The sequence below is a fragment of the Alkaliphilus hydrothermalis genome (assembly GCF_016908555.1).
GTDB lineage: Bacteria > Bacillota > Clostridia > Peptostreptococcales > Natronincolaceae > Alkaliphilus > Alkaliphilus hydrothermalis.
In genome coordinates, this window is sequence record NZ_JAFBEE010000001.1 from 226,432 (window position 1) to 240,989 (window position 14,558).

Sequence of the window (14,558 nt, forward strand, 5' to 3'; positions counted from 1 at the left end):
AATAGAGCGCAGCAAAAACTGCGCTTTAGTTAATTTTCAAAATGATTTACATAGCGAAAAGACATGACTTGGGGTGAAAAAATTGAGAAAAAATTCAATGACAAAGAGAAAGAAGGAATCAAAGGAAGTTACACTAACAGAGGAATTCAATCATGAGATTAAAGGCATTTTTTTAATTGCGACAGGGTTATTGTTACTAGTGTCAATGCATTCCCTTGGGGCAGGAAAAGTTGGAGCATGGTTTCAAGCAGTACTAATGGGCTTATTCTCAAATGCAGCCTATATATTGCCCTATATCGCTATTGTCTGTGGGGTTTTAGTTTTCAGCAATATGTCTTTTTGGAAGAATCGAAGTAGTTTTATTTATTTTTCTATCTTATTCTTATGTATTTTGTTGTTTTTCTCCATTCCTGATATTAGTGATTTTGAGGGAAGAAGTTTTGCTGAAAGTATTAAATGGACTTATATTTTAGGAAAACAGGGACAAACGGGAGGGGTAATTGGAAATAGTATTGCCTTCTTACTGGTGGGATTGTTTGGTCAGACAGGTACCTATATCATTATTACTAGCTTATTAATTGTAGCATCAATGATCTATACAGATGTTTCCCTATTGGCACTGATTCTATACTTTAAAAAAGTATTTAGAAGAATTTTCTTATCCATCAAGAAGTCAGTACTGGTGGATAAAGAAGTTCAGCAAAAGCCTAAAAAGAGCAAAAAAGAAATTATGGAACAACTGGATTTATTTGATGAGACGGTTGCGACTACAGTTGAAAATATGGTGGAACAGGATGAAAAAATAAAGATTCTGGATTTCACCAACGACAGTGATTCAGTGGAAGATGTAAACCCAGATTTTACAAATGAAGGGGTTGACCAAGGGGGGAATCCTCTGAAGGAGGAAACCATTAAGGGAGATATTAATAAGGAAAAAACTAATAAGGCATTAAAGAACCAAAATGAACAGGGAGATTCATCGGATATTACCATCACAGGCTTTAGCAATGACCCAGACTTTGTATACCAAATACCTGACATAGAGTTGTTGAGCCAAGTGGACAGTTTGCCAAATAAAGAGGATAAAAGAAAAATATTAAAAAAGGCTAAGGTATTAGAGGATACCTTAAAGAACTTTGGAGTAGAGGCTAAAGTAATACAGGTCAGTAAAGGTCCTGTGATTACCCGATATGAGCTACAACCAAGTGTAGGGGTAAAGGTAAGTAAAATCGTAAACCTAAGTGATGACATTGCTTTAAATATGGCAGCACCAGCGATTCGTATTGAAGCACCGATACCTGGTAAGGCAGCTATTGGTATTGAGATCCCAAATGAAGATGTATCTATGGTAACCTTAAGAGAAGTTATAGATAGTTCCCAATATCAGTCCTCCGAGGCAAAGATTCCTTTTGCTTTAGGAAAAGATATCTCAGGGAATCCAATCATAACAGATATCAGTAAGATGCCCCACTTATTGGTGGCGGGAGCTACTGGTTCTGGAAAGAGTGTTTGTATTAATACATTAATATTAAGTGTGTTGTATAGTTCCAATCCCGACGAGGTTAAGCTACTAATGATTGACCCGAAAGTGGTGGAGTTAAATCATTATAACGGAATACCCCACCTTCTGATCCCTGTTGTTACTGATCCTAAGAAAGCTACAGGCGCGTTGAATTGGGCAGTGCAAGAAATGACTAGAAGATATCAACTGTTTGCTGATAATGGTGTTAAGGATATTGGTAGCTACAACCAAAAGTTCCCAGAGGAAAAGCTACCTTATGTCGTGATTATTATTGACGAGTTGGCGGACTTAATGTTGGTGGCGGCAAATGATGTGGAGGATGCCATCTGCCGCTTAGCACAAATGGCAAGAGCTGCAGGGCTTCATTTAATTATAGCTACCCAAAGACCTTCAGTTGATGTCATCACAGGGGTGATTAAAGCAAATATCCCTTCGAGAATTGCCTTTTCAGTGGCATCTCAAACCGACTCTCGAACGATTATTGATATGGGGGGAGCAGAAAAGCTTTTAGGTAAAGGAGATATGTTATTCTATCCGATAGGAGCCAACAAGCCAGTGAGGGTACAGGGGGCATTTGTATCGGAGAAGGAAGTTGAACGGGTTGTTACCTTTATTAAAAATCAAATCGATAAACCAAACTATGAATCAGAAATCATCAACCGTATTGACCAAGGTGAAAGCTTAGATATGAATGGATCTGATGATTTGTTCAACACAGCCGTAGAAATGGTGGTAGAGAACCAACAGGCATCCATATCGATGCTACAAAGAAGGCTACGGATAGGATACAATCGAGCTGCCCGCCTCATTGATGAAATGGAAGCTAAGGGGATTATCGGTTGTCATGAGGGCAGTAAGCCTAGACAGGTCTTAATCACTGAAGCACACCTTGAGGAGCATAATGAAGCAAATTAATATGCAAACTCAAAATACATGTGAAGCTTAAATAGAACATAAACGAAGGTGAAAAAATGTTAGGTAAATTGGATATAGCCGAAGTCATGAAATTAGATACTAAGATGATTATAGATGTCAGGTCTCCCCTTGAGTATGAAGAAGGTACAATAGAAGGAGCCATCAACATCCCTTTACTAAACAATGATGAACGGGCTGAAATCGGAACATTATACAAACAACAGGGGCCCCAAGTTGCAAAGGTTCGGGGGTTGGAGATTGTCTCTCCGAAGCTGCCGAGTATCTATAAACAGTTATTGGAACTCAGCAGGAAGGATTGTAAATTAATCATATTTTGTGCTAAAGGTGGTTTGCGAAGCGCCACCTTTGTAAGTTTTTTCAAAGTATTAGGACTAGAACTATACCAGTTAGATGGTGGATTTAAAGCATATAGAAATTATCTTTTAAATTATTTAAGAGACATCCATAAGCACCATCAATTTATTGTTCTCCATGGATTTACTGGAGTAGGTAAGACAGAGGTATTGAAGTTGCTGGAGGAAAGAGGGGTTGCTGTAGTGAATCTAGAGGATTTAGCCAGCAATAAAGGCTCAGTGTTTGGTGCCACAATAGAGGATAGTCACCGCCTAACCCAAAAAAGCTTTGAAAGTGCTCTCCTCAAACAACTAGTAGATATTAAAGAGCGGTATATTGTTGTAGAAAGTGAAAGTAAACGATTAGGGCGAATCATAATTCCTAATGAGGTCTTTGATGCAATGACCAATGGAAAACATATTCTTCTAGAAGCTTCTGTAGAAGAACGGGTTAAGCGGTTAGTGGTGGACTATGTTGAAAATATAGAAAACCCCGATGAACTTTTAATTAAGTCGATTGGTCATCTAAAGAAGAGAATCGGGAGTAAGAAAGTACAGCAATATCATCAATGGATTGCAGAAAAAAAATATAATCTCATTGCGGAGGAATTGGTTTTGGAATATTACGACCCCCTCTATCAACATTCAGTTGAAAAATATCAGTATAACTTAAAGATAAATTATGGTAGAATTGAAGAGGCGGTAGATAAAATACACTCATATTATCAAGAAATGGAAGGGAAGACAAATTAAATGAATTTGACAGTATACGTAGAATCACTAGGGTGTTCTAAAAATCTCATAGATGCAGAAATCATGTTGGGTATTTTGAATAAGTATGGCTACAAGTTAACTAGCAATAAAAAGAATGCAGATGCCATTATCGTAAATACCTGTGGATTTATAGAGTCTGCAAAGGAAGAATCTATCAATAAAATTATCGAGATCGGACTTTTAAAGCAGGACCGATTAAAGGTCTTAATCGTTTCTGGTTGTCTAGGAGAAAGATATCATAAAGAGCTTATAGAAGAATTACCAGAAGTAGATGCTGTTGTAGGAACAGGTGGATATGATGCTATTTTAGATGTAATCCATGAAGCACTACAGGGAAATAGGGTTGTACAAGTTGGAAACATAGATAAAGCTTTTAATGAAGACCTTCCAAGATTCCAAACAACACCTTCCTATACTAGTTATATAAAGATATCCGATGGATGCGATAACTTCTGTACCTATTGTATTATTCCAAAGCTTAGAGGAAAATACAGAAGCAGAAAAATGGAGAGTATTGTAAAGGAAGCAAAAGAGTTGGCTTCAAGAGGTGTAAAGGAAGTTATTCTGATTGCCCAAGATACTGCGAGATACGGAATTGATCTTTATGACCAGTACATGCTGCCTCAGCTATTAAAGGAACTGAATGCAGTAGAGGGACTAGAATGGATTAGATTGCTATATGCTTACCCAGAAATGATCTCCGATGAATTAATACAGACCATGGCTACTTTAGAAAAAGTCTGTCATTATTTAGATATGCCAATTCAACACTGTAGTAATGAAGTACTAAAACGAATGAACAGAAGAACAACAAAGGACGCGTTGGAGACACTTATTAATAAGTTAAGGAATAATATGCCAGACATCTCATTGAGAACATCTCTGATCGTTGGATTTCCTGGAGAGACAGAAGAAAACTTTCAAGAATTAAAGAAGTTTGTGGAAGATATGAAATTTGACAAACTAGGGGTATTTGAGTACTCTGTAGAAGAAGGAACTCCAGCAGCAAAACTAGCAGATCAAATTGAGGAATCTATAAAAGTTGAAAGGCGTAATGAAATCATGGAGCTACAACAGCAAATCTCATTAGGAAAAAATCAAGAGAAAATTGGTGGCGTTGTGAAGGTCTTAATAGAAGAAGACCTAGATCAAGACCGAGAATACATGGGAAGAACAGAAGGGGATGCACCAGAGATTGATGGGTTGGTATATGTCCAATCAAATACTACCCTAAAAGAAGGGGATTTAATCACGGTTAGAATTACTGGTGCCTTAGAATATGATTTGATGGGGGAGAAAGTCGATGAATTTAGCAAATAAATTAACGATACTAAGAATAATGTTGGTTCCTGTTTTTATGATATTTTTATTAAATAAAATTGACTATGGTGTGTATATTGCCGCTGGGATTTTTACCTTTGCTGCGATTACTGATTCTCTAGACGGCTATATTGCTAGAAAAAATAATCAAATCACTAACTTTGGTAAGTTTATGGATCCTTTGGCAGATAAATTATTGGTTTCTGCTGCCCTGATTTCTTTAGTACAAATGGATCGGTTGTCGGCTTGGGTTGTATTTATTATTATTGCAAGGGAGTATACCATTAGTATTTTAAGAGCCATCGCTGCTTCAGAGGGAATCGTTATTGCCGCTAGTTGGTGGGGTAAAGCAAAGACAATTACTCAGATTATCGCAATTATTGCGATATTATTAAATAATTTTCCCTTCAGCTATATCAATTTCCCATTTGCAACAATTATGGTTTATTTAGCTGTTATTTTTACTGTCTTATCAGGATTAGACTATGTAAGAATCAATCAACATATTTTAAAGCACTAATTGATTTTTATTGATAAAGGAGAATAAGCATGAAGGCTTCGATTGTATGTGTTGGGACAGAGCTTTTAATCGGAAAGACAACGGAATCAAATTCTTATTTTCTTGCAGATGAAATGAGACAATACGGAATTTATACCCATCATAAGCTGATTGTGGAGGATAACCTAAAACAAATGGTTCCATTGATGGAAATTGCCCTAAAAGCCTCCGATATCGTTGTGGTGACAGGAGGGCTAGGGCCTACTCTTGACGACATTACCCGTGAAGCAGTGGCGGAACTAACAGGATTGCCATTGGAGATTAATGAAGAGGCTAAAGAACATTTGGTCCAACTAATGTCAAGTTTTAATCGAAATTTTACTAAGAATAACTATCGCCAGGTTTATTTTCCAAAGGGTTCTAAAGTGCTTAAGAATAACAATGGAACAGCCTCAGGTTTTATCACCACGGTCAATGATAAGATGATTGTTGTTCTGCCAGGACCCCCTAGAGAAATGAAACCTATGTTTCAAGAACAAGTGATGCCAATAATCCAAGAAATGAGTCCACTGGTGTTTGTGAAAAGACAGCTAAACTTTGTTGGGATTGGCGAATCCTCCCTAGAGGATACTTTAGGGGAGTTAATGACGAAGCAGGATAATCCTACACTAGCCACCTATGCAGGATATGGAAGTGTTTCCCTTGTTGTAACCTCCAGTGGGGCAACAGAAGAAGAGTGCCAGGAACGATTAGCTCCTGTATTAAAAGAGATTGAGGAAAAAGTAGGTCAATATATCTTTAGTGAAGATAAGATCACATTAGAAGAAATTCTTCAAAAACAACTACTGGAGAAGCAAATGACCCTAAGCGTGGCAGAGTCCTGCACAGGAGGTCAGTTGGCATCAAAACTAACGGCTTTACCGGGGATTTCCTCAGTTTTTGAAGGGGGCTTTGTAACCTATAGCAATGAATCTAAAGTAAAGGTCTTAGGGGTACCAGAAGAAACCCTCAAGACCTATGGAGCAGTCAGTGAAGAGACAGCCTTAGCCATGATTAAGGGCTTAAAGGAGAAACTGGAAACTGATTGCTGTATATCAATTACAGGAATTGCAGGGCCAGGAGGAGCGACAGAGCAAAAGCCAGTGGGACTAGTATATATCGGAGTCAATGTATTAGAAGATTATGAAGTACATCAATTTAATTTTACAGGTAACCGTGGAAGAGTACAAAACCTTGCTGTACTAACGGCAATGAATCTGCTTCGGAAGGCATTAAAAGCAGATGCCCGAAATCTATAAAAAATTTTAAATTACTATTTGACCTACATGAAAATGTAGGTTATAATATTTATAGAACACTTGTTCGTGAGACGATGAAAGGTAGGTGAAACCAGACAAAGTCTGGTGGGAAGAGATGATGGAGAAGAAGAAAGCGTTGGAGATGGCCTTAGGTCAAATAGAAAAGCAATTTGGAAAAGGTTCAATTATGAAACTGGGGGCAGATGCTAAGTTAAACTTAGAATCAATTTCAACTGGTTCAATTGAGTTAGATATAGCATTAGGAATTGGCGGAGTACCTAGAGGAAGAATTGTTGAAATCTATGGACCCGAATCTTCTGGTAAGACAACAGTTACACTACATATTATTGCTGAGGCTCAGCGTAATGGCGGAACTGCTGCCTTTATCGATGCAGAACATGCCTTAGACCCTTCTTATGCCAAAAAGCTAGGGGTAAATATTGAAGACCTAATTGTTTCTCAACCGGATACAGGGGAACAGGCATTAGAAATAGCCGAAGCATTAGTTCGTAGTGGAGCAATTGATGTAATTGTAGTTGACTCGGTGGCAGCATTAGTACCAAAGGCAGAAATCGAAGGTGAAATGGGTGATTCCCACGTAGGTCTTCAAGCAAGATTAATGTCTCAGGCCCTAAGAAAATTAGCAGGGGCCGTTAATAAATCCAATACAACTGCTATTTTCATTAATCAGTTGAGGGAAAAGGTTGGGGTTATGTTTGGAAATCCTGAAGTAACCACTGGTGGTAAGGCCCTTAAGTTCTATGCATCTGTTCGACTTGATGTTAGAAAGATTGATGTGATTAAGCAAGGAAATGATATTATCGGGAACCGTACAAGAGTAAAAGTCGTTAAAAATAAAGTAGCACCACCCTTCAAGCAAGCAGAGTTTGATATTATGTATGGAGAAGGAATTTCCAAAACTGGTGATGTATTGGATTGCGCAGCGAATCTTGATATCGTTAAGAAATCAGGAGCTTGGTATAGCTACGGAGATCATCGTTTAGGTCAAGGTAGAGAAAATGCTAAGCAATTCCTAAAGGATAATCCAGATATCTATCTAGAGGTGGAAAATCAAATCAGAGGGCATTTTGGACTTGAAGCAGCTAAAGGAAGCAATATTATAGTAGCTCAAGAGGAAACAGCTGCGGATTCAGAATAATAATAAAAATTAAAAGTCTTAAGAATCCTTAAATAGATCTAATACCCTATGGGAGATATCCTATAGGGTATTTAGGTTGTTCCAAAATCTTTAGGTTATTTTTATTTATCGCTATAGGGATAAACAAAAATAACCCCTATTTCTTAAAGATTAAAATACATATAAAGAATTTTTATAAAAATATATGCATAAAAATACAAATGTTTTAAAAATAAATTCCTAAAATCTACTAATTGCAACAAATTTCAGAAGGGGTATAATCTATCAATATGTGTCAAAAATTAAAATAGGTTTCAGGTAGTAAACTGGTGGATCTAATGCAACTTGACATGAAATAAAAAAAGATATACAATTAATACAAATCAAGGTGTGTCATTTTATTTGACCATTAACTATTACTATAGTTACATACATTTCTACCTTTTGTATGTTGATAGTAATTGCTTTAACTGAAGAACTGAAAACTTAATAAAGGAGGTGTCCACGTATCAATAACATTACTAGTATATTACTCATTTTAGTTGCGGCTGTAGTAGGATGCCTTATCGGCTATTTAGTTCGTAAAAATATTGCGGAGAAGAAAATTGGTGGTGCTGAGGAACTTGCGAAAAAAATCGTAGATGATGCAGAAAAAGATGTTGAAACTACAAAAAAAGAAGTTTTATTAGAAGCAAAAGAGGAAGTCCACAAGCTTCGTAATGAATTTGAAAGAGAGAGCAGAGAAAGGCGAAATGAGCTACAGAAGATTGAAAGAAGATTAATTCAAAAAGAAGAAGTTTTAGATAAGAAAGCTGATAGCTTAGAGCAAAAGGATGATAAGTTAAACAAAAAAATCAAAGATGTTGAAGACAAGCGTCAAGAAATTCAACAACTTTATGACCAAGAAGTCCAGAAGCTAGAAGAATTATCTGGTTTAACATCAGAGGAAGCTAGACAACTTCTGTTAAGTGATATTGAGAAGGAAGTCAAGTATGAAACCGCAATGTTAATTAAAGATATTGAATCTAAAGCTAAAGATGAAGCTGAAAAAAGGGCTAGGGAGATTATTACTTACGCTATTCAAAAGTGTGCTGCTGATCACGTCGCTGAAACAACAGTTACAGTGGTTTCACTGCCCAATGATGAAATGAAAGGTAGAATTATAGGTAGAGAAGGAAGAAACATTAGAACCTTAGAAACCTTAACAGGAATTGACCTAATTATCGACGATACACCTGAAGCAGTAATTTTATCAGGATTTGATCCTATCCGAAGAGAAATTGCTAGAATAGCTTTAGAAAAGCTAATTTTAGATGGAAGAATTCACCCTGCTAGAATCGAAGAAATGGTTGAAAAGGCCAAAAAAGAAGTTGAAAACATTATCAAAGAAGAGGGAGAACAAGCTACCTTCGATGCTGGAGTACATGGTTTGCATCCAGAAATCATAAAACTACTTGGAAGATTAAAATATCGTACAAGTTATGGACAAAATGTATTGAAGCACTCTATTGAAGTATCCTATTTAGCTGGAATTATGGCAGCAGAGCTTGGTGTTGATGTCAAGATTGCAAAGCGAGCAGGATTACTACATGACCTAGGAAAAGCCGTGGACCATGAAGTAGAGGGAACCCATGTGGAAATCGGTATGGAGCTACTTAGAAAGTACAAAGAGTCTAAGGAAGTAATCCATGCAATGTCTACCCATCATGGAGATTATGAACCACAGACAATTGAAGCAGTGTTGGTAACTGCCGCTGACGCAATATCAGCAGCTAGACCAGGCGCAAGAAGAGAGACATTAGAATCATACATTAAACGCCTAGAAAAATTAGAAGATATCGCCAACAATTTTGAAGGTGTTGAAAAATCCTTTGCTATTCAAGCTGGTAGAGAGATTCGAATCTTAGTTAAACCTGAGGTTTACACAGATGATGAAATCATCCTATTAGCAAGAAACATTACAAAGACAATAGAAGCTGACTTGGAATACCCAGGTCAGATCAAAGTAAATGTAATTAGAGAAACAAGAGCAATCGAATATGCTAAATAATGAAAAACTGCGGAAGCAGTTTTTTATTTTTGTAAAAAAACATATAAATAGAGGGGTTTTATGGTAAGTATAGAAATAATAACGATAAGAAATAGCTTTTATTCCAATAATAATACTAACAGGAAAAATAGATAGCTTATAAAACAACATACTATCTTCATAATTTGGTTATTAGCAGTTTAAAACAAAGGAGTGAAATATTTTGATTACAAGGAAAGTACATTGCCTACAAGGGAACATGACTGTGCCTGGAGATAAATCAATATCCCATAGATCCATTATGTTGGCTAGTATTAGCCAAGGGAAAAGTGTTATCACTGGCTTTCTTAGGGGAGAGGACTGTCTTAGTACCATCGAATGTTTTCGAGGATTAGGAGTCCAAATAACCGACAATGGGGATGAAATCATCGTGGAGGGAAAAGGGATTAATGGCTTACAGGAGCCTAAAGATATACTAAATGCAGGAAACTCAGGTACCACCATGAGGTTGATGTCAGGCATCTTGGCAGGGCAAGATTTCCTCAGTATTATGACGGGGGATGATTCCTTAAGAAGTAGGCCTATGGCCCGTATAGCATCACCCCTTAAGGAAATGGGGGCAAAAATAGATGGAAGATGTAATGGGAAATCGGCACCTCTAGTGATACGGGGAGGAAATCTAAAGGGTATAGAATATCGACTTCCCGTTGCCAGTGCCCAAGTAAAGTCAGCTGTCATTCTGGCAGGCCTCTATGCAGATGGAACGACAACTATAGAAGAGCCTGTCCCCTCTAGGGATCATACCGAAAGAATGGTTAAAGCCTTTGGGGGAAATATCAAAAGGGAAGGAAATAAAATAACTGTTGAAAAGCAAGAGCTTTATGGACAGACAGTACGAGTCCCTGGGGACATATCCTCTGCTGCCTTCTTTATGGTGGCGGCAGCTGCAAAAGAAAATTCCCATCTAAGAATTAAAAATGTTGGACTAAACCCTACTAGAACAGGAATCATAGATGTATTGAAGGAGATGGGGGCTGACATAAAATTGGAGAACCTGAACACCAGTGGTGGTGAGGAAATAGGCGATATTATTATAAAAGGTGGAAAACTCAAGGGAGCTACCATAGGTGGAGAAATCATCCCAAGGTTAATTGATGAAATTCCAATAATCGTTGTGGCAGCGGCTTTGGCTGAGGGTACAACCTTGATTACAGGGGCAGAGGAATTGAAGCATAAGGAATCCAATCGGATCTTAACTGTAGTGGAGGAACTTACAAAGCTAGGAATAAAAATAGAAGAACTTTCCGATGGTATGATGATTCATGGTCCTAATATCATCAAAGGTGGAACCGTCAATAGTTATGGAGATCACCGTATTGCCATGGCATTGGCTATTTGTGGATTATTTTCAGAGGGACCTGTTAAGATTGAAAATAGTGAATGTATAGCAGTATCCTTTCCTAATTTTGAAGAGACACTTAGGAAAATAATATTTTAAGCAACATATCAAGCTCATTAATAATGTGAGAAGGATTGAAAATTAAAATAGCAACAAAGGAGGCAAAAAGATGCTACGGATACTGACAGCAGGAGAATCCCACGGAAGAGGATTGGTAGGAGTTATAGAAGGACTCCCATCAAATGTCCCCCTAAAGCTAGAATTGATAAATCAAGACCTTAGAAGACGTCAACAGGGATATGGACGTGGTGGACGAATGAAGATTGAAAAGGACCAAATAGAGGTGATGTCGGGAATTAGGGGTGGGAAGACTTTAGGTAGCCCCATATCCTTTGTCATTAACAACAGAGACTACGATAATTGGCGGGAGCATATGGACCCCTTTCAAGAAAATAAAGAAGAACGACGGGTGACAAGACCTAGACCTGGACATGCAGATTTGACTGGTCAGATGAAATACAATTTTGATGATATTAGAAATGTATTGGAGCGGAGTAGTGCCAGAGAAACTGCCGTTAGAACTGCGGCGGGGAGTATCGTTAAGCAATTTTTGAAGTGTTTTAATATAGAAGTCTATAGTCATGTTGTCTCTATAGGGGATGTGCAACTAAATAAGAATTCTAACATGTTTTTCGATACCCAAAATTCAGATGACCTAGTAAAATTAATTAAAAAAGCTGATGAGTCCCCAGTGAGGTGTATAGACCAAGAAACAGAAGCAGCCATGATTCAAGCTATTGATGAAGCAAAGGCAGATGGAGATTCCCTAGGCGGGGTCTTTGAAGTTCATATCACTGGCGTACCAGTTGGGCTGGGGAGTTATGTCCAGTGGGACCGAAAACTAGATGCCAAATTATCCTATGCCTTGATGAGTATACAGGGAATCAAAGGGGTGGAGATTGGTGAAGGATTTACCAACACTACAAAACCAGGTTCCCAGGTCCATGATGAGATTTACCACCAAGAAGGACAGGGTTATCACAGAAAAACCAACTTTGCAGGTGGCATTGAGGGAGGAATGTCCAATGGAGAGACTATTATCCTTCGTTGTGGAATGAAGCCGATACCTACCCTATATAAACCTTTGCGTACTGTGAATATCCATACTAAGGAAGTAGAAATGGCGACGGTGGAAAGAAGTGATACCTGTGCTGTTCCTGCTGCTTCTATTGTTGGAGAAATGGTGGCAATATCCGTCATCGGAGAGGAATTCATGCGAAAGTTCGGTGGAGATTCTTTAGAGGAGATTATGAAGCGATGGAAAGACTATATATAGATTTAGGCAAAAATAGTTATTGGATTGAAATCGGAGAAGGACTCCTTGGTGACTTGAAGGATGCTATGGGGGAGGCAGATCAGTGGCTTATTATTACCGATGATGTAGTGGACGAACTATATGGAGTAAAAATCCACCAGATACTAAAAAAAGATTTTAGCATCCACAAATATGTCTTTCCTTCGGGAGAAGGAAGTAAAAATATTGATACGGTTACTCATATTATCAATTTTATGTTGGACCATCAATTCACTAGGCATTCTAAGATTATCGCTTTAGGAGGGGGTGTAGTGGGGGATATAGCAGGATTTTGTGCCTCCATCTACATGAGGGGTATTGATTTTCTTCAAGTTCCCACCACCCTACTGGCTCAGGTGGACAGCAGTGTAGGGGGTAAAACAGGGGTTAATATGCCCCAAGGGAAAAATCTTGTGGGAAGTTTTTATCAACCCCAGAAAGTGATTATTGATACTGAAACTTTAAAGACCTTATCTCCAAAAGAAATCCTTAGTGGAGTAGGGGAGGTCATAAAGTATGGAATAATCTACGATTATAACTTTTTCAATTATGTAAGAAAAAACGACAATCAACTTTTGGCACTAGACCATGATACCCTTAAGTATATTATTTATCGGTGCTGTCAGATTAAAGCCGAAATCGTTTCAAAGGATGAGAAGGAGAAGGGACTTCGGAAGATCTTGAACTTTGGTCATACCTTTGGACATGCCCTCGAGGCCATCACCCAGTATGGGGAATATACCCATGGGGAAGCGGTCCTTATAGGGATGTATTATGAAGCTAAAATGGCAAAAAAATTGGGGCTACTTAACGATGAATATTACCGCCAAATTCGAGATTTTCTTCAAGGGTTTCAGAAGGAATTAATCAATATACGCCTAGATGAACTAATACATGCCATGAAGGGGGATAAAAAGAATCTAAATCAGAGGATCTCCTTTATATTTCCCACCAATCCACAAGAGGTAAAAGAAGTTTTGCTTTCTGAAGAGGAAGTAAGGGGACTATTGGAAATTTAGGGAGTTTGGAATTTAGGAGCTTAGAAATAGACATATTCGGATGTTCAGATATTCAGATAATCAGAATACAAAATAATAGGGGGTTTTAAGATGGATCGGCTAATAACAGGAAAGACAAAGCTTTATGCAGTCATTGGAGATCCTATTTCCCATAGCATATCACCAGAAATACATAATCGTATTTTTAAAGAATTAGATATAGACGGCAACTATATTTCCTTAAGAATCCCATCAAATGAATTAAGGGAATCGATGGGTCTGCTTAGAAATAACTTTAAAGGCTTCAATGTCACCATCCCCCATAAGGAGGCCATCATTCCCCTCTTGGATGAGCTGGATGAAAGGGCTAAAATCTACGGAGCTGTTAATACTGTAAAGATAGAGGATGGAAAGCTCAAGGGATATAACACAGATGGCTATGGATTTGTGAAGAGCCTAGAGGATTTAAAGATTCCCCTAGAGGATAAAAGTGTGATGGTATTGGGGGCTGGTGGTGCTGCTAGAGTGATTGCCTATGAATTATTGGTCAAAGGCTGTGATGTCACTATTGCCAATCGAAACTTGGAAAAAGCCAAAAACCTAAAGGGAAATCTGATGGAGGCTACTGGTAAAGAGTCAAAAGTAGTAAGCCTGGGGAATATTGCTGGAGCATACCAAATTATAGTAAATACCACACCTGTAGGCATGTCAGCCACAGCAGACCAAATGCCAATAACAGAGGATATTATAAAAAAGGCAGAGATAGTGTATGATTTAATTTATAACCCAAACCCAACGAAGCTACTGAAGGTGGCAAAACAATATAACTGTCGGGTGATAAATGGGCTTACTATGTTGTTTTATCAGGCTGTGAAGGCAGAGGAGATTTGGTTGGGGAATTCAATTTCTGATCTTCTTGCATCAAAGGTACTGACGGTTATGACAAAGAATAAATAATA

Annotated in this window: 11 protein-coding genes; all 11 read left to right on the forward strand. The window is 38.0% G+C overall.

Going from position 1 to position 14,558, the window contains the following annotated elements; genetic code table 11:
- The first annotated feature begins 97 nt into the window (after positions 1-97).
- The 11 genes from JOC73_RS01165 to aroE all read left to right on the forward strand — a co-directional run bounded on the left by JOC73_RS01165 (position 98) and on the right by aroE (position 14,556).
- The gene (locus JOC73_RS01165) at positions 98-2,437 is read left to right on the forward strand and encodes an FtsK/SpoIIIE family DNA translocase (protein WP_204400129.1); all 2,340 of its coding nucleotides are present in this window, start codon (positions 98-100) and stop codon (positions 2,435-2,437) included.
- A gap of 56 nt (positions 2,438-2,493) precedes the next feature.
- Positions 2,494-3,543, forward strand: a complete 1,050-nt coding sequence (gene mnmH / locus JOC73_RS01170; protein WP_204400004.1) for a tRNA 2-selenouridine(34) synthase MnmH — start codon at positions 2,494-2,496, stop codon at positions 3,541-3,543.
- The gene (gene rimO, locus JOC73_RS01175; RefSeq protein ID WP_204400005.1) at positions 3,544-4,884 is read left to right on the forward strand and encodes a 30S ribosomal protein S12 methylthiotransferase RimO; all 1,341 of its coding nucleotides are present in this window, start codon (positions 3,544-3,546) and stop codon (positions 4,882-4,884) included.
- Positions 4,868-5,404: a CDP-diacylglycerol--glycerol-3-phosphate 3-phosphatidyltransferase gene (gene pgsA / locus JOC73_RS01180; protein ID WP_204400006.1), complete on the forward strand. Its 537-nt coding sequence runs from the start codon at positions 4,868-4,870 to the stop codon at positions 5,402-5,404. Before rimO ends, pgsA begins: the two co-directional genes overlap by 17 nt.
- Before the next feature lie 29 nt (positions 5,405-5,433).
- The gene (locus tag JOC73_RS01185; protein WP_204400007.1) at positions 5,434-6,681 is read left to right on the forward strand and encodes a competence/damage-inducible protein A; all 1,248 of its coding nucleotides are present in this window, start codon (positions 5,434-5,436) and stop codon (positions 6,679-6,681) included.
- Positions 6,682-6,799: 118 nt separating this feature from the next.
- Positions 6,800-7,840, forward strand: coding sequence for a recombinase RecA (gene recA, locus JOC73_RS01190; protein WP_334297434.1), 1,041 nt, complete (start codon positions 6,800-6,802; stop codon positions 7,838-7,840).
- 487 nt (positions 7,841-8,327) lie between these two features.
- Complete coding sequence (gene rny / locus JOC73_RS01195; RefSeq protein WP_204400131.1) at positions 8,328-9,869, forward strand: ribonuclease Y; 1,542 nt, start codon at positions 8,328-8,330, stop codon at positions 9,867-9,869.
- Between the two features lie 202 nt (positions 9,870-10,071).
- On the forward strand, positions 10,072-11,346 hold the full coding sequence (gene aroA, locus JOC73_RS01200) for a 3-phosphoshikimate 1-carboxyvinyltransferase (protein ID WP_279381017.1): 1,275 nt from the start codon (positions 10,072-10,074) through the stop codon (positions 11,344-11,346).
- A gap of 70 nt (positions 11,347-11,416) precedes the next feature.
- The gene (gene aroC, locus JOC73_RS01205; protein WP_204400008.1) at positions 11,417-12,583 is read left to right on the forward strand and encodes a chorismate synthase; all 1,167 of its coding nucleotides are present in this window, start codon (positions 11,417-11,419) and stop codon (positions 12,581-12,583) included.
- Positions 12,565-13,620 carry a 3-dehydroquinate synthase gene (gene aroB / locus JOC73_RS01210; RefSeq protein ID WP_204400009.1) on the forward strand — a complete coding sequence of 352 codons (1,056 nt, stop codon included), beginning with the start codon at positions 12,565-12,567 and terminating at the stop codon, positions 13,618-13,620. Before aroC ends, aroB begins: the two co-directional genes overlap by 19 nt.
- A 90-nt stretch (positions 13,621-13,710) precedes the next feature.
- A complete protein-coding gene (gene aroE / locus JOC73_RS01215; RefSeq protein WP_204400010.1) occupies positions 13,711-14,556 on the forward strand; it encodes a shikimate dehydrogenase in 846 nt (281 codons plus the stop codon).
- Positions 14,557-14,558 lie beyond the last annotated feature (2 nt).

What these genes read in the sequence shown, in the direction of transcription:
- JOC73_RS01165 (WP_204400129.1), top strand. Translation starts at nt 98, where the DNA reads ATGACAAAGAGAAAGAAGGAATCAAAGGAAGTTACACTAACAGAGGAA.
- mnmH (WP_204400004.1), top strand. Translation starts at nt 2,494, where the DNA reads ATGTTAGGTAAATTGGATATAGCCGAAGTCATGAAATTAGATACTAAG.
- rimO (WP_204400005.1), top strand. Translation starts at nt 3,544, where the DNA reads ATGAATTTGACAGTATACGTAGAATCACTAGGGTGTTCTAAAAATCTC.
- pgsA (WP_204400006.1), top strand. Translation starts at nt 4,868, where the DNA reads ATGAATTTAGCAAATAAATTAACGATACTAAGAATAATGTTGGTTCCT.
- JOC73_RS01185 (WP_204400007.1), top strand. Translation starts at nt 5,434, where the DNA reads ATGAAGGCTTCGATTGTATGTGTTGGGACAGAGCTTTTAATCGGAAAG.
- recA (WP_334297434.1), top strand. Translation starts at nt 6,800, where the DNA reads ATGGAGAAGAAGAAAGCGTTGGAGATGGCCTTAGGTCAAATAGAAAAG.
- aroC (WP_204400008.1), top strand. Translation starts at nt 11,417, where the DNA reads ATGCTACGGATACTGACAGCAGGAGAATCCCACGGAAGAGGATTGGTA.
- aroB (WP_204400009.1), top strand. Translation starts at nt 12,565, where the DNA reads ATGGAAAGACTATATATAGATTTAGGCAAAAATAGTTATTGGATTGAA.
- aroE (WP_204400010.1), top strand. Translation starts at nt 13,711, where the DNA reads ATGGATCGGCTAATAACAGGAAAGACAAAGCTTTATGCAGTCATTGGA.